Source organism: Pseudomonas sp. MF6751, assembly GCF_016613265.1.
Classification (GTDB): domain Bacteria; phylum Pseudomonadota; class Gammaproteobacteria; order Pseudomonadales; family Pseudomonadaceae; genus Aquipseudomonas; species Aquipseudomonas fluorescens_BV.
In genome coordinates this window covers 1-18493 of record NZ_JAENSV010000012.1, presented here as the reverse complement: position 1 = coordinate 18493, position 18493 = coordinate 1, and the positions used below count along the sequence as shown (strand labels likewise).

The 18493-nt window shown below is 58.1% G+C and carries 27 protein-coding genes; 2 read left to right on the top strand and 25 right to left on the bottom strand.

What is annotated here, in order from left to right; genetic code table 11:
* Nucleotides 1-2 precede the first annotated feature (2 nt).
* From JJD66_RS12455 to JJD66_RS12355, 21 genes are all read right to left on the bottom strand, one after another.
* Nucleotides 3-212, bottom strand: a complete 210-nt coding sequence (locus JJD66_RS12455; RefSeq protein ID WP_200648281.1) for a hypothetical protein — start codon at nt 210-212, stop codon at nt 3-5.
* A complete protein-coding gene (locus tag JJD66_RS12450) occupies nt 212-1048 on the bottom strand; it encodes a phage tail protein (RefSeq protein WP_200648280.1) in 837 nt (278 codons plus the stop codon). Before JJD66_RS12450 ends, JJD66_RS12455 begins: the two co-directional genes overlap by 1 nt.
* Nucleotides 1048-1707, bottom strand: a complete 660-nt coding sequence (locus tag JJD66_RS12445; protein ID WP_200648279.1) for a DUF2612 domain-containing protein — start codon at nt 1705-1707, stop codon at nt 1048-1050. The genes JJD66_RS12450 and JJD66_RS12445 overlap by 1 nt, the downstream gene beginning before the upstream one ends.
* The gene (locus JJD66_RS12440; protein WP_200648278.1) at nt 1704-2963 is read right to left on the bottom strand and encodes a baseplate J/gp47 family protein; all 1260 of its coding nucleotides are present in this window, start codon (nt 2961-2963) and stop codon (nt 1704-1706) included. Before JJD66_RS12440 ends, JJD66_RS12445 begins: the two co-directional genes overlap by 4 nt.
* Nucleotides 2963-3328, bottom strand: coding sequence for a hypothetical protein (locus JJD66_RS12435; protein WP_200648277.1), 366 nt, complete (start codon nt 3326-3328; stop codon nt 2963-2965). The genes JJD66_RS12440 and JJD66_RS12435 overlap by 1 nt, the downstream gene beginning before the upstream one ends.
* Complete coding sequence (locus tag JJD66_RS12430; protein WP_200648276.1) at nt 3325-3999, bottom strand: Gp138 family membrane-puncturing spike protein; 675 nt, start codon at nt 3997-3999, stop codon at nt 3325-3327. The genes JJD66_RS12435 and JJD66_RS12430 overlap by 4 nt, the downstream gene beginning before the upstream one ends.
* Nucleotides 3996-4946, bottom strand: coding sequence for a baseplate hub protein (locus JJD66_RS12425; protein WP_200648275.1), 951 nt, complete (start codon nt 4944-4946; stop codon nt 3996-3998). Before JJD66_RS12425 ends, JJD66_RS12430 begins: the two co-directional genes overlap by 4 nt.
* On the bottom strand, nt 4939-5241 hold the full coding sequence (locus JJD66_RS12420) for a phage baseplate plug family protein (RefSeq protein WP_177033527.1): 303 nt from the start codon (nt 5239-5241) through the stop codon (nt 4939-4941). Before JJD66_RS12420 ends, JJD66_RS12425 begins: the two co-directional genes overlap by 8 nt.
* Nucleotides 5238-5858, bottom strand: a complete 621-nt coding sequence (locus JJD66_RS12415; RefSeq protein ID WP_200648274.1) for a phage baseplate protein — start codon at nt 5856-5858, stop codon at nt 5238-5240. Before JJD66_RS12415 ends, JJD66_RS12420 begins: the two co-directional genes overlap by 4 nt.
* Entirely contained in the window at nt 5855-7396 is a 1542-nt protein-coding gene (locus tag JJD66_RS12410) for a phage tail tip lysozyme (RefSeq protein ID WP_234452221.1), read from the bottom strand. The genes JJD66_RS12415 and JJD66_RS12410 overlap by 4 nt, the downstream gene beginning before the upstream one ends.
* A gap of 187 nt (nt 7397-7583) precedes the next feature.
* The gene (locus JJD66_RS12405) at nt 7584-8069 is read right to left on the bottom strand and encodes a phage tail assembly chaperone (RefSeq protein ID WP_200648273.1); all 486 of its coding nucleotides are present in this window, start codon (nt 8067-8069) and stop codon (nt 7584-7586) included.
* Complete coding sequence (locus JJD66_RS12400; protein WP_044274820.1) at nt 8066-8470, bottom strand: hypothetical protein; 405 nt, start codon at nt 8468-8470, stop codon at nt 8066-8068. The genes JJD66_RS12405 and JJD66_RS12400 overlap by 4 nt, the downstream gene beginning before the upstream one ends.
* Nucleotides 8471-8481: 11 nt before the next feature.
* On the bottom strand, nt 8482-9612 hold the full coding sequence (locus JJD66_RS12395) for a DUF3383 family protein (RefSeq protein ID WP_200648272.1): 1131 nt from the start codon (nt 9610-9612) through the stop codon (nt 8482-8484).
* Entirely contained in the window at nt 9596-10153 is a 558-nt protein-coding gene (locus JJD66_RS12390; RefSeq protein WP_200648271.1) for a phage neck terminator protein, read from the bottom strand. Before JJD66_RS12390 ends, JJD66_RS12395 begins: the two co-directional genes overlap by 17 nt.
* Nucleotides 10146-10565 carry a hypothetical protein gene (locus JJD66_RS12385; protein WP_200648270.1) on the bottom strand — a complete coding sequence of 140 codons (420 nt, stop codon included), beginning with the start codon at nt 10563-10565 and terminating at the stop codon, nt 10146-10148. The genes JJD66_RS12390 and JJD66_RS12385 overlap by 8 nt, the downstream gene beginning before the upstream one ends.
* Nucleotides 10565-11062: a hypothetical protein gene (locus JJD66_RS12380; protein WP_200648269.1), complete on the bottom strand. Its 498-nt coding sequence runs from the start codon at nt 11060-11062 to the stop codon at nt 10565-10567. Before JJD66_RS12380 ends, JJD66_RS12385 begins: the two co-directional genes overlap by 1 nt.
* Nucleotides 11059-11502 carry a DUF4054 domain-containing protein gene (locus JJD66_RS12375; RefSeq protein WP_052439822.1) on the bottom strand — a complete coding sequence of 148 codons (444 nt, stop codon included), beginning with the start codon at nt 11500-11502 and terminating at the stop codon, nt 11059-11061. The genes JJD66_RS12380 and JJD66_RS12375 overlap by 4 nt, the downstream gene beginning before the upstream one ends.
* Before the next feature lie 59 nt (nt 11503-11561).
* Complete coding sequence (locus tag JJD66_RS12370; RefSeq protein ID WP_044274824.1) at nt 11562-11906, bottom strand: hypothetical protein; 345 nt, start codon at nt 11904-11906, stop codon at nt 11562-11564.
* Nucleotides 11907-11915: 9 nt separating this feature from the next.
* Nucleotides 11916-12893 carry a major capsid family protein gene (locus JJD66_RS12365; RefSeq protein WP_044274825.1) on the bottom strand — a complete coding sequence of 326 codons (978 nt, stop codon included), beginning with the start codon at nt 12891-12893 and terminating at the stop codon, nt 11916-11918.
* Between the two features lie 12 nt (nt 12894-12905).
* Nucleotides 12906-13415: a structural cement protein Gp24 gene (locus tag JJD66_RS12360; RefSeq protein ID WP_200648268.1), complete on the bottom strand. Its 510-nt coding sequence runs from the start codon at nt 13413-13415 to the stop codon at nt 12906-12908.
* Nucleotides 13415-14521 (bottom strand): DUF2213 domain-containing protein, encoded by a 1107-nt coding sequence (locus tag JJD66_RS12355; RefSeq protein ID WP_234452226.1) that lies wholly within the window; start codon nt 14519-14521, stop codon nt 13415-13417. Before JJD66_RS12355 ends, JJD66_RS12360 begins: the two co-directional genes overlap by 1 nt.
* Nucleotides 14522-14623: 102 nt before the next feature.
* Between JJD66_RS12355 and JJD66_RS12350 the strand changes: the two genes are divergently transcribed.
* Nucleotides 14624-15133, top strand: coding sequence for a hypothetical protein (locus JJD66_RS12350; RefSeq protein ID WP_200648266.1), 510 nt, complete (start codon nt 14624-14626; stop codon nt 15131-15133).
* Nucleotides 15123-15347, top strand: coding sequence for a hypothetical protein (locus JJD66_RS12345; RefSeq protein ID WP_200648265.1), 225 nt, complete (start codon nt 15123-15125; stop codon nt 15345-15347). Before JJD66_RS12350 ends, JJD66_RS12345 begins: the two co-directional genes overlap by 11 nt.
* Here JJD66_RS12345 and JJD66_RS12340 read toward each other — a convergent pair.
* From JJD66_RS12340 to JJD66_RS12325, 4 genes are all read right to left on the bottom strand, one after another.
* Entirely contained in the window at nt 15326-16114 is a 789-nt protein-coding gene (locus JJD66_RS12340; protein WP_200648264.1) for a phage head morphogenesis protein, read from the bottom strand. The two genes, JJD66_RS12345 and JJD66_RS12340, sit on opposite strands and share 22 nt — an antisense overlap.
* A 67-nt stretch (nt 16115-16181) precedes the next feature.
* Entirely contained in the window at nt 16182-17600 is a 1419-nt protein-coding gene (locus JJD66_RS12335; protein ID WP_200648263.1) for a DUF1073 domain-containing protein, read from the bottom strand.
* A gap of 52 nt (nt 17601-17652) precedes the next feature.
* Nucleotides 17653-17997, bottom strand: coding sequence for a hypothetical protein (locus JJD66_RS12330; protein ID WP_200648262.1), 345 nt, complete (start codon nt 17995-17997; stop codon nt 17653-17655).
* On the bottom strand, nt 17994-18323 hold the full coding sequence (locus JJD66_RS12325; protein WP_200648261.1) for an MFS transporter: 330 nt from the start codon (nt 18321-18323) through the stop codon (nt 17994-17996). Before JJD66_RS12325 ends, JJD66_RS12330 begins: the two co-directional genes overlap by 4 nt.
* Between the last annotated feature and the right edge of the window lie 170 nt (nt 18324-18493).

Sequence of the window (18493 nt, the reverse complement as noted above, 5' to 3'; positions counted from 1 at the left end):
ACCTATACGCTGACGAGCTTCCACTTGTACCCGCTCCACTGGGCCATTTTCCCGCGAGGCGCGGCCGGGGGTTTTACTTCGACACAGCCTGCGGGGATCAGCCAGTTACCGATGTTTTGGGGGTCTGGGTCGGCCGTAGTCTCTCCGACATAAAATCCATTGGCGTCGGCCTGGTAAACAATCCGCTGATCGTTGGTAATCTGGTTATTCATCAGTATCGAATCCAATAATTGACGGTGAAGTTTTTTGGCCTTGTTTCGCTACCCCCGCTAACGCTTGCCTTTAAGAATCCGCTCGCTCTGCCAGCTTGCGCAGGGTTAAAGTTAAGGGAAGCGACATACGAGTTTGATACAGCCTCCACGCCCGCCATGTAAACGCGCTTGTCTAAACCATCAGTCCAGGCAGCGGTTACGTCGAGTTCGTGAGACTTGAGCGCATCTGATTGAGGAGCGCCGAAAACACGGCCAGCATCAACTCCGCTTCCATCATCAAATCCTCGTGCGAAGCCGCCTCGAGCGTCAGGAATCCTGAACTGGAGCGCGGTTTCACCGCCCGTGTTGAACGATGTTCCGATGACAGAAAACAGAAGCTGGTAAGACGATCGCAGCAAGAGCGCGCCATTGCACTTCAACCACCCTGTAGTGGGGATATTGTTGTGCGCGACCATCTTCAGATCGCCCGGACTATGCCCCGAGAAAAATGAAGGCCCACAATATCGCCAGAAACCAATAGTCGTAACGGGGTTATTACCGCGGTTGGCGTTGGCGATACTTTCGTAGTAATTGCCGTCGGAACCGTAGGAAGGCGCGCCCAGACCGTATACCGCTTGAGGGTGCCAGGACATGACGCCGTTTCGCTCTACGCCTTGCAAAGCGCTATCGACGCGGTTGTGCCACCAGTTCTCCTGGCCGGCCGGCGGTGCATCCTTGTCCTGGCCACCCTCCCATCCAGTCGACAAGCGAATATCGCTTGGCGTCTGGAAGCTGTTCAAGCTGCTCTCGGACTCAACATCCTGAGCCCAGCGCGTGTTGAAAGGCTGTCTTGCCATCAGGCTAAATCTCCAGGAAGGGTAACGTTTCCGTACTCGTAGATATGCGATGCCGAAGCTTCGATCGCATCGATATTCACCGGCAGCACGAATATCTTGTTGATGCGAGTGCCTTGAGGCCGCGGTATTAGGTCGAAGTTCTCGATGAGGTACAGCGTGGTGTTATCCAGTGCCGAGGCCACTCCTATATCGAACGACTTGTCACCGTTGTCCACCAAGGCAGTAACCTTTTCACCGATGATTATTTCAACCAACTGGATGATGCTATCGGCAGTACCGTCGCTGATGTTTCTGGCAATTTTCGCCTTGATCAGCTTTCGGTAAAGATCATTGTTGAGCGGGGCATCGATACCCTCACCATCGCCGATGTATGGCGCGATGTTGTAGTTCGTGTACCTGTCATTGCCTGCATACCCAAATACATCGAATTCCGCATCACGCAGTATTGGGCGGGCAACTCCGACGATTCGGCCGATGATGTCGAGCATTTCCCCGGTCACGGTGTCTACGTCGTAACTTCTGGAAATCTGATCAGTCGGGCCTTCAAGATGAAGGTTGGCAATATCTGGCGTGATGGTTAGCCACCGAATCATTCTTTGTTTGTTGCGGTACTCATTAATGATTCGAGACTTGGCGCGTGCCGCGTGATCCATGATCATGGAATCACCGTGATCGCGATGTTCTCCGGATCGAAGGTGACGATTTGGGAGATGGTGGGCTGGATTGGGTTTAACCCCTGGCTTGTCGCGGTACGACCAATTGTTAGTGAGGTGATATAGCTGTCACCGTACCGGCCAAGCACCTTGTTTACTGGAGTGTATAAGCGGCCAGGGGGCGCTTTCTCGCCGATGTCATAGCCGCCTCGATTAAAGCCTGTGGTGGTCTCACCACTGAAAAGGCTGCGCGTCGAGTCCGCAACAATCGCGGCCTTGATCAGCTCATCAATGTTCGATGGGAGATCGCCTTCACGCTGAATCGTTATCGACACGAAAACCGGCAGACCAGTGGCGCGCTGAAAGGTCATGGTGTACGGGTTGCCGGTCAATGGAGAAAGACCGGTGACCTTTACTCCGCTCGCCCCGGGCTGATCAACCCAAGTGTCAGTCTTGGCGCTGTACCTGGGCAGCATTGGCGTGCCGGGGTTGTGTTTTTCATACATGGCGAGGCCGATGTCTGCATCAGATCCGCCGTTCACAATTACCGCAATCCCAGTGTAAGGAACGCCGTCGATGTCGAAGGGCGAGTCACTGCTGTTCTCCAGAACCTTCACGTCGGTAACGCCATCGACGCTTGCGATGTTGGCTTCCATGTTGTCGCGCATATTGCTGCCAGCGCGCGACACTCCGTTGTTTCTTCGAATGCGGAAGTCTTCGTCGCTTTCCTGTGGAATTCCTGCGGCGGCCTCACCATTGGTTACGGACGACCAGCCGCCAATAGGGGTGCCAATAATCGTCAGCTCGCCTGGAGACGCGAGAACTCGACCTGGGGTTGTGCACGTTGCGAAGCCGGTGGCGGTCTGCCCCACACCTATGACTATCACGGCCGTTGTCAGCCAAACGGTGTTATCAATCCTGCTTCTGACCTGCGACTGAGCAGGAATAGGGGTTCCTGTCTGCCCGGTCACGGTAATGGGTGCGACTGAATAGGTCGCCTCTCGGATCGGGATACCTGAGATTTTTCCGATGTCGCGCAGAGCTTCGCCGGTGGCGCTGTCCGGGTCCTTGCTGCGATAGGCAGCGACTACCGCCTCGTCGAGGTTGGCAAACATCTCGGCTTCGATGCCGATCCGCTGGCCGTCAGGGCTGTCTGGGTCAATGTTCCATTCAGGGTCAATCGCCAGCGTCTTTTCTTTAATGTCGCCGAGGTACTCGTTCAGCGAGCGCCCGGTGATTCCTTGGTCCGTGATCTGAGCCATTAGACGATCGCCTGAACAAAATTGATTTCTGCGTTATCGCCCGAGGTGCTGACGATTGACGCGGTGACGGTGAGTTGTCGGGTATCGATGTCTGCAGTGAGGCTGAACGAGGTCATGCCTGCGCACCCTGGCGTTAGCAGGATGCGGCGACGGATCACCGACTCACGAGACGCCAGGATCGAGCCCTTGCCCAGCACGCTGCCGAACCAGTCCGTTCCGTCGGTTGTATCCAGGAACCACTCGCCGAAAAAGAACTTGAGGCGGGTAACCACGTTCTGCGCGACTTCCTCGGCGGTGTAGCCTGTCAGGAGCTCCTGAGGCCCCAGGGCTAGGTCGCCGTCGGCGTCCAGTTTTCGTACCGTCATGGCGTCACTACTCCAGATGTCCCACTTCCAGGCATTACGCCGCCGTGAGTGTGCTCGAGGCCGATGCTGACGCCCTGATTGGTAATGGTGGTAATGGTGGTTACGGCCTGTTCGAAGTTGGCAGACTTTTCAAAATTGACTGAGCACTTAACGTTGAGCGAGACGCCATCCATTTCGAGCGTCTTGTCATCGTGAATCCAAAAGTAAGCCGATCCGTCATTGCTACGCAGGCGGATGCCGTCGTTTGAGAAATCGGTGATCGCGCCTGGGATAGATCTGACCCCTGGGATGAAGTACGCATCATTGATGGAGAACCGGCGAGGCTCCGACTTAACGGCCACGCCGCCCTGGTCGACCCAGGAGTCAATGCACTCCTGGGAGAAGAACAGGACGCCTTCGGTGTTGCTGGCAACCCTGCATTCAAGCGTGCCGCCTGCGGCTCCCCAGAACTGAACTGGAACATGGATGATTGGGCGGCGTGGCTGCTGCGAGCCAAGGCGGTCTTCCAGCATCAGGCCGATCTGAACCTCTGCCATCTGCGTGGCCGGGTCGAAGCTAAGGACATGGCCTGGCACGCTGGTGCGCATGTTGTCTTTCAGGTACTCGCCGAATATGCCTCGCAGCATCTTGGAGTATTCAGCCTGTGTTCTTGAGGAGAGCGGATCACTCATCGCGTTGCCCTTTCTGAAATTCCGGCCTGGGCCGCCGCGCTGAGGCGTAGGCAGCTGATCTGGCTTTCCCACTGGTCACCGTGGGAGTCGCCCGCGAACACCAGTGAGTTGACCTTGTAGTAGCCCTCGCCGATGGTGCGCGGCACGTCGTAGAAGAAAGCCCCGGAGAACTCGAAGCGAGGCGCCATAGATTCAAGCTTGATGGTGTCGCCGAGCTTTATCTTGGGGTTTAGCGTGTAGCGGATGCCTACTTCGGTGTCGCTGACCACTGGCGAGCCGATCATCCCGGTGCCTGAGCTGATCACGTAGACCTGATTGTCCAGCGCAAAGTCGCGCTTGATGATCTTGATCGCGCCGTTCTCGACCATCCAATCGAATGCGAAGGTCTCGCCAAGCTCATTCATGCAGGAGGTCGGGCTGCCCTGCAGGACCGTTCCACGCGAGCGGCGTTTGAGTCCTGAGAAATCCCCATAGAACTGGATCTCGGCGCCGAACACTGAAGCGCATTCCTCAATGATCTGGACGGGGTCCGTCTCAGGCGCCAGGGTTAAATTGATCAGATTTTGATCGCGCTCTTTCGCGGAAGATTTGCAGAAGAAGCGAATCCCGCGGGTAGAGCCGCCATCCTCAAGGTGAATCTGAACGTTGGTGATTTGGCCCACGAATATCGAACCAAACAGCCCGTCGTATCCAGCCTCCAGGGAAATGAACTCGTATTTCCCCGTTGAGCCGTCACCAAGCATCTGCCTGGATGCGTAGCGCGACACGTTGTAGATGGTTATTTCGGCAACGCTGAACGCGCCGCCGGCGAAGTGCGTGACCTGAAATGTGAGGCGCAGCCCGTCCTGATCTGGGCTTGTTTCGTTGGGCCGCATCTCGTAAACACGAGAGCCCGTGCTGCGCCCGATCTTCAGTCGGTAATTGCGAAGGAAGATTTCATCATTCATCTGACCACACCAGAACGTTGTCGATACCCAGGTTATCGGGCGTTGCCTGATCGCCCTCCAAGACGAGCGACCCGTAGGAAATGGATGGCGGCGGGTAAAGGCCGGCCAGAAGGTCGATGTTCGGCAGAAGGAATCGCCCCATCGTGAGGGGGGAGCCCAAGGCGGTCAGGATGTTCACGCGGAACACCTCAAACCGTGCCATCCATTGCAGCTCTACGGTCACAGTGTTTTTGCCAAGGCGCGCAGTGAATGTCTGAGCCGGCAGTGCTTGGACGGCAACGCTGTAACGGCTCATGGTATTACCTCTACGGCAGCATCGCCGGCGGAGATCATCGGGGCGCCCTGGGTGGACACAGTGTCGTTCTTCATGAGCTGGTCAGCCGACGTGACGCCACGACCAACTGTTGAGCGAACAATCCGAACCTGCTGGAGCTCGGCGATAAACACCAGGCCATCCTCGTTCTCAGGCCGCGTACGCTCATCAAGCCGGATGATCATCATGTCGCGCATGATCTCCTTGCCAGTGTCCAGATCGAACTTGGCTCGAGCCTCCATGATGGCGGTTAGAGACGCCCAGGCAGTTGACGCCCGGGTATCATCGCCACCAGACAGGAGATAGGCCGACACAGCCGTGATCGCCGCCCCGCCAACACCTCCGACTGCCGTAGCAATAGCACCAGCCCCCATCATGCCAATGTCATCCAGGCCGAGGCCGAGAGGGCTATTCGACACAGCTCCGGTGAGCAGGTATCGGTTCGGCATGAGAATCGCGTGGTCGTTGGTATTTGCGCCAAACTCGACCGGATACTGAGTCAGGGTGATGGCCTTGCTGGTAATCCCCTCCAGCTTTGCGTCGAACTCAAGAGGGCCAATCTTCGGCAGTGTCTTGGTGAAGATGCTCATCAGGCTCATAGTTCTGGGCTCTTGAAGTCCTGCATGGTCTGCTCGGTCATCTGACCCATCTGCTCGTTGAGTACCTGCTTGACCTTCTCTGTGTCGGCGCCACTGATGTGATACACGCGGTTGTCGGTGTATCCCGCCGCGCTTGCGCCTCGTCTGGAGGCCTCGCCCGCAGCATCTGCAGGCCTCTCATATTCGCGGGAGACGATAGAAGCAGCGTCGTAGGAGCTGGTCGCGGCGCGTAGCTTGGTGCCGGCCGACTTCTCGTTGCCCCGAGTCAACTCGTGGTTGATGAACTCAAGCTGCTCGGCGCCAGTAGATTTGCGGATGTCCTTGCCGTACTGCTTGGCGAACTCGGCCTGGCGATCTGGGCGCCACTGGGCCAGGCCATATGCCTGACCGCCGTCACCGGTGGCGTTTGCCTTGAATCCGCTCTCAGCCTCGAGGTTGGCAGCGATCCCTTCGGCCTGCTCCTTGGTCCACCCCTTGGACGTGAAGTAGTCCACGACAGCGCCAATAGCCTCGCCGCCGCCTTTCTTCAGGCGATTGTTAAGCAGTTCGGTGTCTTCGCCGCTGTTCAAGCTGCTGGAATACAAGAGGGCTGCAGCGCTGCCGCCGGCGACTGCGAGCATTGAGGCGCCACCAGCGGCGGCAGCACCACCGGCAGATCCAGCGGCAGCAACACCACCGAGACCAACAATGGCGCGCAGAGCGGCCAAACCCTTGAGAGCAGCGCCACCACCAAGCAACGCCATGGCAATGGCGACAAGCTCAATGTTGTCAGCCAAGCCGCCGAAGAATTCCTTCAAGCCCGAATCTACGAGCTCTTTGTTGTTTCGGTAGAAGGCTACGAAGTCCTCGGCCATATCGGCCAGGGCCGGGGTCAGCTCGCCCGCAATGGTGTTACCGATGTCGGTGAACACCTGGTCAAGCTCGCTGGTTGCCTTCGTCAGGCGCGCAGAGTCATCGATTTGCTTCTGGGTCATCACGGCAAGCTTGCCGCGGGAATCCAGCTGCTTCTCTACCTCGTCCCGGCCGCGCATGAGCAGGCGAACCGTGGAATCGTCCAATCCCAGGGCCTGGCCGGCGAGGCGCTGGTTGAGCGCGCTCATGTGCTCGAACTCGCCAGCGATACCGGCCAGGGCGTCGGCCGTGTTCTGCGCGCCGATGATCACGTCCGGGTTAAGCCCGAGCTTGGCCACGTCGCCGAACCATCCGGTATCACCGGTGATCGGCGATGCCATCAGGTCCTGAATCTTCTTCATTGCAGAGAAGGCATCAGAGGCGCTGCCGCCCTGGGCCTTCAATGCCTGGCCGAGCGACTGCACGTTTTGCGTGCTCAACCCGGTCAGCTTGTTGAAGTTATTCAGCTCGGTACCGGCCTGCTTGAAATCGCCCACCACCTTGTCTATCGCCAGTTTCCCGGCGAACACAGCGCCGAGCTGCAAGGCCGACTTAGTCAGACCTCCAAACGCCGCATCAGCCTTTTGAAATGACTTTTCATCGACCTTCATGCCGAGGGCGATCAAGAAGCTTTCGAGAACTTTCAAATTTCAGCCCCTTGAAAAACAAAAGCCCCGCGAGTGCAGGGCTATTTCGGTCGATTGGCCTCAGCCAGATGGCGGGCGTAAATCATTTCATCCATGACCAGATTGGCCCGTTTGACCCATCCCAGTGAATGAGTGCCGTCCGTGAGCTGGCTATAGGTGCAAAGCGGCGGGCATAACCCAGGAATCCCTACGCAGGGTCTCCAGAGCTCCCAGTCGACGGCTGGGTTGATTCGTTCTCCTGACTCGAATCCGCCGCCGCGACTGAATCGGTAGATTTCTTGAAGAGGGTCAGGAGTCCGGAAAAATCCTCAAAGACATTACCGAGAGCCAGCACCACGATGGTGAAGTAAGTCTTCAAGCGGCCAGAAAAGTCTTCCATGGTGAGCGGCTTTTCGGCGCCTTCCTTGAAAAGCTTGCCCAGCATGGAGTCACAGACGAAGTTGAAGTCGTCCTCCGGCATACGGGCGAGCATGGTGCCGACGATCCCGCCAGCAACTACAAACGACGATGCCGCGCCAAGCTCTGCCAGGGCCAGGCCCTTGATCATTGGCTCTACGCCGTACTTGCCAAGGCGGAACAGAACCGCCCGCTGCTTCTCCGCGCTTGGCATGCCGAAACGGTAGGTTACGCCGTCATGCTCAATGGTGCGAATATAGGATTCAGCCTGGCTCATACGATATTGCCCTTGTTGAACTCGATCACGAAGGTGGCGTCATTCATGCCTGGACCGCCGCGAGCCATGGACTTTCCGCGAGTGATAACGCCTTCAGAGAACACGCTACCCTCAAGGCCGGAGATTGAGGCATAAGAACCTGAGATTTCAGCCCGGGCCGTCACCTGAGCCTGCATTGCGAGCGCTTGAGGACTTCCTGGCATGAAGTTCACAGTGAGTCGAAGGCCTGGGTTCTTGCGGTGGAAACGAACAGCGTTCCCACCCAGACCGCGGCTAAGGTTCGCAACGTCGTCGATGTTCTCAATCGTGAAAGGCGGGTCGGTGCGGCCCCAGTCGTCCAACACGCCGACGCCGGTGATGACCACAATTGTGTTTTCTACAGAAAGATCAGCTAAAGACATGTGGGCGATCCTTATTCAACGTTGGCGGTCAGGTCGACAGCATGGATAGCGCCAGCGCGGAAGATGCGCATGCGGATTGGGGCAGAGTCACGATTGGCGCGCTCGGCATCGGAAATCAGGAGGATTTCATCAGCCTTCGTCAGCGTCTCGTAACCGCGGCTCAGTTTTTCTTCACCGGTTTGTTCGTCGGTGTAGTAGCGCTCGCCCAGATAACCGTTGTCGATGAAGACCTCACCAACTTGGGATGCGGCGTTGAGAAGCACCTGCTGTCCTGGCGGGGTCTGACGCAGCTTCGTAGGAACCTTGGTGAGAGCGTTGTACAGCGCCACACGCTCAAAGTTGACGAAGGCGTCAAGATTGAACACGTCGTCGATGTACTCGCCGAAGGTTGAGGTGGTCTTGGAGTTGATGATTCGCCCCATGTCCTTCTCGCCACCGGTTTCGACAACCGTGTAGAAGATGGCGCCCTTCGACTTCATAGTGCTGTAGGCGGTCGGCGTCAGGCTTTCGGCGTCGATGCCCGGGAGCTTTTTGAATTCGCCGGTGATGGTCGAGTTGGCCGCATTGAAATTTACGCGACTGAACACAGCCGCCAGCTCGAAACCAGCGTAGGGCTCGGTGGCGTGGCTCACGATGAGCATGCGGCGAGAACCCTGCAAAAATGCCTTGCTGACGATGTCGGTAGTTACCGATGGGTCTCGAACGGTTGCCTGGTTGGTGGTGAAGGCAAAAAACTTGCTTGCAGCATCGCCGGCAGCGGCCAAAGCCAAAACATCAGCATCCACGGCACGGATCGACGTCTCAAACTCGTACCAGTAGAACCAGATCCCCTTGCTAATCGCGTCATTCAGCGACTCAACAGGGGTGTCTTCCTCGATGCGCAGGTAGATTCGCAGGGTCTTCGGCTTGGGAATAGCAGAGAACCATGCCAGTGCAGCCGCGTAAGGGTCGGAGGCAATGTTGAAGTCTGCCGCCACCTGGGCCGCTGTGCCGTAGTCCCGGTAGGTCCCGGTCACGAATGTTGCATCGCTCGACGAATCGAAGTCAGCAAACACCATGCCCGCGCCGAAGTTGGAAGTCCCCAGCCCGGCCGAGTTGATCAGGACGTTGATGTTGATGATTTCTTCAGCCGGATAAGCCATTTACTTCCCCTTGCGCGATGGCGCCAGATTGTTCGGTTTCCACAGAGAAGCCGGCGCGATAGATCCGCTGTACGCGGTCTTCTGCGATGGATTCGCCATACAGGTAGAGGGTGAGCTGGGAGCGCTCTTCCATGGCGGCCTGATATAGGCCGGTCAGGTTGTTGATCGGTGACACGCGGGACCAGCCAAGCTTTGCAGCGCGCAGGATGGTTTTCACCGGTTCTCGCTTGTTCGCCTCACACAGGGCGGCGGCATACATCACGGCGCCAGCCCGGTAGAAGTTGATGCTGAACCCCAGCGTGAACTGGGTGGCCACCTTGGCGATGATGTCCTCGTATTGAGGGTCGTCAACCGCCGGAACGTTTGTTTGCGAGTTGAGCGCCTGACCGAATTGCTCAGGGTTTTGCAGTCGTACGGCGCAGTAGCTGCCAGAAGGGGCCGCGGTGTTGTTGTCCGCAAGGATCACCTTGTCGGCCGGCAGGCCAGTAACCGCCACGACAATCCGGCAAACCGCCTTGGATAGAGCTTTGGAGTCAAGCATCTGTGTGCGCCTCCAGGCTGGCTATCTCGGCAGGGTCAAGCTTGGCCACCACTGAGCGGCAGAAGTTGTGCCAGGGCCGGTAGTCGGTGGCGATGGACTTCCACCAGGTGGCAGGCTTGTCGGGCGTCTCGGAGAACACCAGGATGTCGGCCAGCTTTCCAGGGGTCGAAACCTCGATTCCCTTGCCGTCATTGCGGTGAATGACTCGCACGTCGTTGATTCGCTCGGCACCGATCTGTAAAAACTGGATCTCTACATCGCCGACAGGCTGCACGTTGGCGTCAAAAGTGTCCGTGTAGGTGATAGCCAGTACCGGTTCAAAGTCCACAATTGCGCTGGAATACCGGTTGAGCACCACGCCCTTGTGGGTGATGAATGGCCCGCTGACGTGGCCGCGCATGTTGAGACCCATCACAAACCCTCTTCGAGTGGTTCCGTGCTCTCGTCGATGACGTAGCGGATGGATTGGCGAAGAGCCCCCGTATCAATCAGCGGGCTGCTTGAGCCCTTTCTGTCGATGGTGGACTGAGCGTTTGGCGGCGTATCCAAGTCGGTGATTTCTTGCTTTACATGCCCTTCGGCCAAGTTACCCATCTGTTCAAGCAGGGTCGTCATGGCCATAGAACCGGAAAGCACCTTGGGAATCATTATCTCGGCGAGTCGCTGGTACTGCGGCGCGCCCTTCGTGATTGCAGGCTCAAGGAACGGTCGAGCCGGGATATGCCCATCTGCAGAGCCGAAGTTGTTCACCGCGGCGATGGTGGCGATGGTCAAACCGCCTTCGTACGAGCCGGCGCCTTCTGGCACCCCAACCAATACACGAGTCTGACCTTCAAGTCGCTTGGCGAGCTGCTTCAGTGCCTGTTCGACCTGCTGCGTCCCGACCATACTTATGGTTGGCTCGATCATACGCAGATCGCTCCCATGCCAGCCCGTGAGCGAAGGTGCAGGTACTCGACACCGTACGGGGTTAGGGCCAGGGCCGCCTCCCAGGTCGTCAGCGAGTCGTTCGCGCCTGGAATGGCGTATGACACCGACTCATCGCGCACGCTCTTGCTTGACTGCGCGTAGGGGGTCGATGCACTGCCGTCCGTCGATGTTGCATCAGTCGCCAGCTTGTTCCAGGTCAGGTAATGCGCCGCGAGGGCGAACCAGCCGCGCTGGAGGAATGAGTAGGGCTTGTAATCTCCCCACCCAGCACAGCCGCAGCCGCCAAACTCGCCGCGTGCGATGTACAGCGCTTTGGTGATCTTGGCATCAGGCCAAATAGCACTGTCAGAAAATTCTTCGTAGAACGCTCGGAAGTCCGCAATGATCGCCGGCGTCACTTCAATGGTCAGTTCAGCCACGGGTCAGACTCCAGAATGAAACAGCCCCGCACTGGCGGGGCTATTGGGTTTTGCTCAGATTAGTCTTTGGGAGGGATCTGCTTTTTCAACTCTTCGATCTCGGCCAGCAGTTCCGACTTCTCGGTGCCTGCGGTGAGCAGTTGACCGCGCAGAGTTTCAATCTCAGCGCTCAACACTTCGATCTGGCCAGCGCCGTCATCGGTCAGAGTCGGCGCACCAGATACCAGCACGCCATGCTCTTCCCACAGCGAACCTTCAGCGAACTCAGCCTGCTCGGGGGTGGTTTGCTCGCCAGCCCCCACAGTGCTGCCATCGCCCAGGATCACTGGGTTTTTGCTGATGTTGGTCCAGACGGTCGCTTCCGACGAAGAGGATTCACCGGTTTGCTTTTTCTTCGCAGCCATGTGATCTCCTTAGATGCCGTCAACGTACAGGTGGGACATCGGAACACGCAGCTCAGTACCAGCAGTGCGCACCACGCCAGCAGCTTCGAAGCGCAGGCCGCCGTGAGACGGGATCGGCGCGTTCAGCGTGTAAGGCATTGGGAGGTGGAACTTGGCGAACTGGGCGTTCTTGGTGTAGACCATCATGCGATTACCGCCACCAGCGCCGGCGGTGGACGCCTGCAGGATTGGCTCAATCTTGATGTTCAGCACACGCTCGAGGTAGCTGACCAGCGTTTCCGAGGTGTTCGGGATCCGGAAAGTGGTCAACAGGCCGTATTCAACCAGCGGCAGCAGGATGTGAGTCGGGCGGAAGATCGAGTTGGTCTGAGTAGCGTAAACACGCAGGATGGCGTTGTTCAGCAGGGTCAGGATCTCGTTTGCAGCCGTCTCACCACCACCGGCCAGGATCTGGGCGATGGTCTTGTTCGCGCCACCCAGCAGGGTGCCGGTAGCAACGACTGGTACGCCTGGATACTTCAGCAGGCCGCCAGTGGTCAGCGAAGGCCAGCGAGCATCACCGACGAACGCTACACGGTCCAGCCACTGCTCGGTCAGGGTGCGGGTTGCGATTGGCTTCTCGGCCAACAGGTTGATCGCGCCGCCGAAACCGACGGAGTTGGCGATTTGCATGGCCTTGCCGACTTCGATCTGGGTGTAGGTGTAGCCCAGGCCAGCCTGAACCACGTCAACACCGCCTACTTTGGCAGCGATTTCAGCCAGCGGGAAGTCGTGGGAGACATCACCAATTGGCGCTGGCTCACCCTTGTAGTCGAGAACCTTGAAGGCGATCGACTCGGTGTAATCCGGCGCCGAGGTGTCGACGGTCAGGATCGAAGGGTATTTGATTTCTGGGTACGGCTGGCGCAGGACTTCCTGTTCAACGTAGGTCAGTTGACCCAACAGAAAGCCCAGTTGCGCCTGGGGGGAGGCGTCGAAAGTCTTCATTCGATCTGATCCTTAAGCGGCGATGGTGGTGGTGACGTCGGACTTGACCTGTACCAGCGCCAACTCACCCGCCGCCGCGGTGGTCTTGAATACGCAGCCAGGCAGCAGGTGATTGCCTGCGGTGGAAGCGTTGGTCAGCTCGCCAGTCAACGGCACGGCGTAGACCTGGGCACCCTTGGTGGCACCGGCCAGGGTCTTGACCCAGATACGGCCAGTGCTGAGCAGGCTGACTTCTTCGTTCAGGCGGTAGCCGCCAACTGCGTTGCCGCTATCGGAGACTTGGCCGGTCATGTAGCTGCCGCTCACGCCCACAGGCTTACGCACGGAGATGCCCAGGAAGAAGCCGGCGCCGGCGGCAGGCAGTGCGCCTTGCTTGTCGACAGCGGCCGAGACCACAGCGCGCGCGAATGGAATGGCGACCGAGGCCACTGCGGTAGTGACATCCGCCATGCTCAGGTCATTAATCTGGCCTTCGTAGGCCTTACCGGCGTACTGGCCGAAGGTATCAATTGCAGTAGCCATTACTTGCCACCTCGCAGGAACGTGTTGTAAGCGTCAGTGCCATCAGTGGTCGGCTTCAGGCCGCGAGCAGCTGCGTCCCTGGCAAACTGCTTGAGGCTGTCGTTGACTTTCGACTTGTCGTCATCGTCATCTTCGTCCTCGGTTTTCTTCTCTTCGGCCTCATCGGCTGCGGAATCGAACGCGGCGGTCACGTAGGCCTCAGACTTGGATGCCCAGTCGCGGGTCGGCTTGAGTTGAGCCATCGCGGCGCGCTTGATCTCCAGAGGGGAGACCAGGCCTTTGGCGTCGAAGGACTTAACCACCTTGGCTGCCAGCGCGATGGTGTCGAGGGTTGCTTTCACGCGCAGGCCGATAGCGGCGTCGGAAGTTTCCTTCTTGGCCTCTTCCAGCTTCTCTTCGGCTTCGTCCTTGGTGGCTTCAGCTTTGTCTGCGCGATCCGACTCTTCGTCCGCGAACTTTTGCAAGGCGGACACGGCGTCTTCGACTACCGTTGCGGCCTCTTCGTCCAGGATGATGGAGCGGCTTTTCTTGGAGTCCAGAAAGACTTTCCGGGTCGCCATATGGGTAATACCTTTCGGTTTGTGGTCAAAAATGCGGGCGACCTTGCCGCCTCGCGCTGCTTCTACAACGGCGACGTGGTTTATCTGGATGTCACGCTGCTCGTATTCGTAGGGCGTGCCGTCAGGGGCTACGCCTGGGGCGTGGACGTACTCGGCGAGATAACCCGGTGATAACTCGGCCTTGCCTGAGTCGATGTCATCAATGGCCGACTGATCCTTGATGATCAGATCTACCTCAACGTTTTCACCTTGCTGGGCGGCGCCGCGCACATGACCGGATGAAACTTCCTTGAAGGTGGTCGAGTCGACCAAGTCATTCGGGTGGTCATTGGTCACGTCCTTATCGGCGTAGGTCGCCATGGACTCAGGCTTGAATACCTCTTCCGGCGACCGGTAGACGTTGACGATTCGCTCAGGCCCATCCAGATCCAGCTCGCTCGACAGGTACTGATAAACCCCGGTGCGCGCTGCAACCCCTTTCACGCAGAGGAATCCCTCGGGCGTGAGCGTTCGCGACGTAGGCTTGAAGGCCTCATCGATGGTCATTCTTTTCATATATTTGGTTTCGCCTATTGACTAGGAAACTGTTTCCTATATAGTAAGACCCATGCCAGCCACTCAGGCGAGGCGAAATCGGAGCAAGACGATATGAGCGAATTGATTTCGGTGTGCGCGAAAGACCTGTCGGGCTCGGCGCTGTCCGCTCTTTGGGCGCACGCCAGCTCCCTTGATGTCCAGTTCCCGCACTGGATCGGCGGCGATGATACTGACCAAGGCCCGTCCTACTGTCTTGAGTGTGCAGAGGCGGAGGTTGCAGCGGGCAGGGCTGAATATGTTGATGGCGGATGGCAGCAGGAAAATGATGGCTGTTGTCACTGCGAGACGTGCGGCCGGCTGCTCGAATACACGCTGACGAAATATGGCGCGAGCGAAGAGATTGATCACTACCTGAGCGCCAAGCTAACAGGCCCAATATCGCCAGAAGATGCTTTTCACATTGCAAAGATGCTTGAGCACGATGAAGGCAATTCCGAGGCAATCTCGATCGCGATACAGGCTGTCGAGCTGATTAAGTCAGCGGCAGCTAATGCAACAAATCCGGTCGAGGCAGTCCAAGCCCCCGACGAGCTCTTCGAGACAAAATCAAATGAAGCCTGACGCCTCACTGTACAACCCAGACCCGGAATATCTGCGCGGGCTGCTGGACAAGGCCGGCATCAGCCAGCGAAAGGCCGCCAACCTGCTCGGCGTCAGCGACCGCATGATGCGGTACTACTTGGCCGACGAGGGTAGCAAGCAGCACAGGAAGGCGCCGTACCTTGTTCAGTTCGGCCTTGAGTGCTTAGCCGATCAGCCCTTGTCGGGGAAGTAGTTCACGCCAGGGATTTGAGCCAATCCGACGCATCGGCAAAGCACGTGATGCTTTCCGGGGTGCAACCCTGTCTTGCCGCCCCATGGTGCGCCGTCAGCTACCTTGTAGATGCCTGGGCCGTAGCCAATGTCCTGGCGGGCAATTCCGTAGCAGCTGATCTTGGCGTTCGGGTATTTACCGCCTGGTGCGCCAGATACGCGTTGATCGCCCGCATCCACCGCCTTGTAGAATTCGATCCCCGCTGCTGCCTGTCGCTGGCGGGTCAGGTCGCTATTGAGTTGCGACACCTGATCACGCGCAATGAGCTTGGCCCGTCTGGCACTTACACCGGTCTGCTCCTGTATCTGCTTGGCGATGGCGGTAGGTGCGAGACCATCCTTCATGCCGCCCAGCACTATCGTCTCGACGTTTTTGAAGTATTCGTCGGGTATAGACTTGATCAGGTTGACGTTTTCGGCGGTTGAGGCCTCCAGATAGTCCTGCATGCCCTTGGGCCGGGTGATCAACTGGAAGTCGACGCCGACCGCTTGATTGACAGACTTGCGGAAGTCCTCGGCGTTATCGGATTCGGCTCGGCTGACAGTACTGGCCGCCACCCGCTGGATCTGCGACTCGAACAGGGACGAGCTGAACCTGCGCGAAACCCCGCGTATCGCTGCGAGGATGTCATCGGTCCAGCCATCCATGGTCGGCATGGCATCTGCGGTGTAGTCACGCTTGAGGCGTTTCAGCTCAGGCTCAAGCGCCTTGACCAACTCTTCAGCCATCAGCCTAACCATGCCTCTAAGCTGGCCGCTGTAATAGCGCTCAGCCTCTTGGCTTGGCAGAACAGGCTTAGGGGCGCGGGGTTTCTTTTTCCGCTGCTCCATCATCGCCAGGTTTGTCGCCGTCAGCTTCTCCAAGGTCGAAACCTGGGAGGTCTTTGCCGTCGTCGCCGATTCCATTGTCCTGATCCTTCTCGATCTTCTCTTGGGCGGCGATCTGCTCGTCGGTTATGGCATACGTGCCTTTCGACTGAACGCGGCGCATGGCATGGCTCGGGCGAATGACTCGGGATTCAATGCTCAGCGCGTCGGCCTGGGCGTCCGCCAGATCCTCCTGGGCCTGTTCAGTCCCTGTAGGCAGGGATAGAGGCTTCCATTCGAATTCAAGATCATTGGGGTAGTCGCCCAGGGCAGAACGGATCAGCACCTGGTCGAGCGCCTCAAGGTCGAGACGCATCTGGCCGTCTTGTTTGCCCTTGATGGTGCCTTCGTAGGTCTTGCGGTCACCTTCACCGGTGGCGCTCAGGCCGGAGGCTGATTGGCCCCACAACTCAGTGACAGGCATCTCGGCGGCGCCGGCAGTCCATACCATGAACTGCTCCATGATCTGACTGAGCCCGGAGAACGAGATGCTGTTGCGTTCGTACTTTTCGTTGTCCTGGTCAAGCAGGCCGAGGTTAACCAGCGACTTCATCATGCCGAACAAACGGTAACGCTCTGTGACCTGGTCGCACTGGGCGCTTGCTAGTGCACCCTGGAGACCCTTAACGCTAACTGTATCGACGTTGGCTTCCAGCACAAGGGAAGCAATGCCTCCCTTGGTAGCCACCACATCACGCAGGTCAGACATGCAGCGACGTAGACGACTGTCACCCCAGCCCTGCTCAAACATGCGCATACGGCGCGGCAAGCGAGCCCCTGTGCGGCGAATGATGTGGCTGTAGTGAATGCGCTGCTCGCCGTTCACCATCATGTAGAACTCAGGGAGCATCCAGTTCGGTTTGAGCGGGTCGGTCAGGTTGAATTCTGTAGGCTGGATGTCCCAACGGTCGAGAACCACCAGGTTCTTCAGGTCGCCCTTCTTGATCTTCTTCAGGTCGAGGGGCTCACTCAGGTCCTGGCCGGTCACCATCAGCAACGCGGCCCCACCATACAGGTCAGCCCAGCAGCACGTATCAAGGTAGGCCTGCTGCACACCCAAGCGACGCTCTTCGTTCGCGATGTCCTTGGCCTGCTTGCCATTGAATGTTCGCCACTCACGCAGCGCATCCTCGTTCGGCTTGTCAACGATCCGGCGGGCAATCCAGTTCGACTGGTACGCCGCTTCAAGTTCAATCTGGTTGACGAACTCAAAGCCGAATACGTTGTGGGTCCGCTTGTCTCGGTTGGTGCCGATGTTGGCCACCATGTTCGACAAACTGTCAGTCGAGACGACCTGGCCGCCACGGATCTGAACCCTTGGCAAATTTCGCGGTTTTGATGTGGTCATAAATTGATCTATCTCGCGCCACGAAACGGCGGTTGTGAAAACGTGGCGCGGATTACTGCTTGGGCTGTTCGATGCTTTCTGGAGCCTTCGGGCAACCCATGCACTGTTCGCAGTTGAGCGTCTTGCACAGCCAGGCCTTGACCGTCTGCCAGTAGGTAACCATGAAGATATGGCGGGCACCTGCCATGGCCAGGGCGACATGGAGCGTCAGGCCAGCAGTGGTCGGGCCGAAGAAGATGTTCTGGCTGCGCACCGACACGACGAAACCGGTGATGGCGATCGTGGTGTAGATCAGCTTCCCAAGGATGCCGTCCCTCACCTTCCCGCTCAGTACGCACCAGGTCGCCCAAGCAGCGATAAGTCCGCAGGCGATGGAGTTGATCAGTTCAAGATTCATGGTGGATTGCCTCCCCCGAACCGCTGGCGGATAAGCGCCCAGAGGTCAGCGGCTTTGATGGCTCGGTTGATGGCCAGCAAGAGTGAGCCGCCAAACGTCCCGAGCAAGAAGCCGATACCGGCCACAATACTCGGCTCTGTGACATTCAAGTAAGCGCTCACCATGCCGGTTAGGTACAGGGCGCAGACGATGCCAGTGAACAGGAACTTGGCCCAGGCTCGCCAGTCGGTCAGATCGTCCTTGTGCCACCAGCTGGCTACGATCGCCCCAATGAGGCCCGCGATGGCCCAGTCGATTCTGTCGAGCAGGCGATGCAAATACTCCATGCGCGCTACTCCGTGGGGCATGTTTGGGAATTGAATCGGCTCTCACAGCACTCCCAGCTCGGAGCAATGGGTGTGGTGGAGCCGAAAACGAAAAGGCCCCGATCAATGTCGAGGCCCTGAATAGGCACCGAGGCACTCCCCCTCGGTTGCTCAAGTTGTTTTGGCTCCCT

Excerpts from the sequence above, each read along its gene's own strand:
- JJD66_RS12455 (WP_200648281.1), bottom strand. The coding sequence starts at position 212 with ATGAATAACCAGATTACCAACGATCAGCGGATTGTTTACCAGGCCGAC.
- JJD66_RS12450 (WP_200648280.1), bottom strand. The coding sequence starts at position 1,048 with ATGGCAAGACAGCCTTTCAACACGCGCTGGGCTCAGGATGTTGAGTCC.
- JJD66_RS12445 (WP_200648279.1), bottom strand. The coding sequence starts at position 1,707 with ATGATCATGGATCACGCGGCACGCGCCAAGTCTCGAATCATTAATGAG.
- JJD66_RS12440 (WP_200648278.1), bottom strand. The coding sequence starts at position 2,963 with ATGGCTCAGATCACGGACCAAGGAATCACCGGGCGCTCGCTGAACGAG.
- JJD66_RS12435 (WP_200648277.1), bottom strand. The coding sequence starts at position 3,328 with ATGACGGTACGAAAACTGGACGCCGACGGCGACCTAGCCCTGGGGCCT.
- JJD66_RS12430 (WP_200648276.1), bottom strand. The coding sequence starts at position 3,999 with ATGAGTGATCCGCTCTCCTCAAGAACACAGGCTGAATACTCCAAGATG.
- JJD66_RS12425 (WP_200648275.1), bottom strand. The coding sequence starts at position 4,946 with ATGAATGATGAAATCTTCCTTCGCAATTACCGACTGAAGATCGGGCGC.
- JJD66_RS12420 (WP_177033527.1), bottom strand. The coding sequence starts at position 5,241 with ATGAGCCGTTACAGCGTTGCCGTCCAAGCACTGCCGGCTCAGACATTC.
- JJD66_RS12415 (WP_200648274.1), bottom strand. The coding sequence starts at position 5,858 with ATGAGCCTGATGAGCATCTTCACCAAGACACTGCCGAAGATTGGCCCT.
- JJD66_RS12405 (WP_200648273.1), bottom strand. The coding sequence starts at position 8,069 with ATGAGCCAGGCTGAATCCTATATTCGCACCATTGAGCATGACGGCGTA.
- JJD66_RS12400 (WP_044274820.1), bottom strand. The coding sequence starts at position 8,470 with ATGTCTTTAGCTGATCTTTCTGTAGAAAACACAATTGTGGTCATCACC.
- JJD66_RS12395 (WP_200648272.1), bottom strand. The coding sequence starts at position 9,612 with ATGGCTTATCCGGCTGAAGAAATCATCAACATCAACGTCCTGATCAAC.
- JJD66_RS12390 (WP_200648271.1), bottom strand. The coding sequence starts at position 10,153 with ATGCTTGACTCCAAAGCTCTATCCAAGGCGGTTTGCCGGATTGTCGTG.
- JJD66_RS12385 (WP_200648270.1), bottom strand. The coding sequence starts at position 10,565 with ATGGGTCTCAACATGCGCGGCCACGTCAGCGGGCCATTCATCACCCAC.
- JJD66_RS12380 (WP_200648269.1), bottom strand. The coding sequence starts at position 11,062 with ATGATCGAGCCAACCATAAGTATGGTCGGGACGCAGCAGGTCGAACAG.
- JJD66_RS12370 (WP_044274824.1), bottom strand. The coding sequence starts at position 11,906 with ATGGCTGCGAAGAAAAAGCAAACCGGTGAATCCTCTTCGTCGGAAGCG.
- JJD66_RS12365 (WP_044274825.1), bottom strand. The coding sequence starts at position 12,893 with ATGAAGACTTTCGACGCCTCCCCCCAGGCGCAACTGGGCTTTCTGTTG.
- JJD66_RS12360 (WP_200648268.1), bottom strand. The coding sequence starts at position 13,415 with ATGGCTACTGCAATTGATACCTTCGGCCAGTACGCCGGTAAGGCCTAC.
- JJD66_RS12355 (WP_234452226.1), bottom strand. The coding sequence starts at position 14,521 with ATGACCATCGATGAGGCCTTCAAGCCTACGTCGCGAACGCTCACGCCC.
- JJD66_RS12350 (WP_200648266.1), top strand. The coding sequence starts at position 14,624 with ATGAGCGAATTGATTTCGGTGTGCGCGAAAGACCTGTCGGGCTCGGCG.
- JJD66_RS12345 (WP_200648265.1), top strand. The coding sequence starts at position 15,123 with ATGAAGCCTGACGCCTCACTGTACAACCCAGACCCGGAATATCTGCGC.
- JJD66_RS12340 (WP_200648264.1), bottom strand. The coding sequence starts at position 16,114 with ATGGCTGAAGAGTTGGTCAAGGCGCTTGAGCCTGAGCTGAAACGCCTC.
- JJD66_RS12335 (WP_200648263.1), bottom strand. The coding sequence starts at position 17,600 with ATGACCACATCAAAACCGCGAAATTTGCCAAGGGTTCAGATCCGTGGC.
- JJD66_RS12330 (WP_200648262.1), bottom strand. The coding sequence starts at position 17,997 with ATGAATCTTGAACTGATCAACTCCATCGCCTGCGGACTTATCGCTGCT.
- JJD66_RS12325 (WP_200648261.1), bottom strand. The coding sequence starts at position 18,323 with ATGGAGTATTTGCATCGCCTGCTCGACAGAATCGACTGGGCCATCGCG.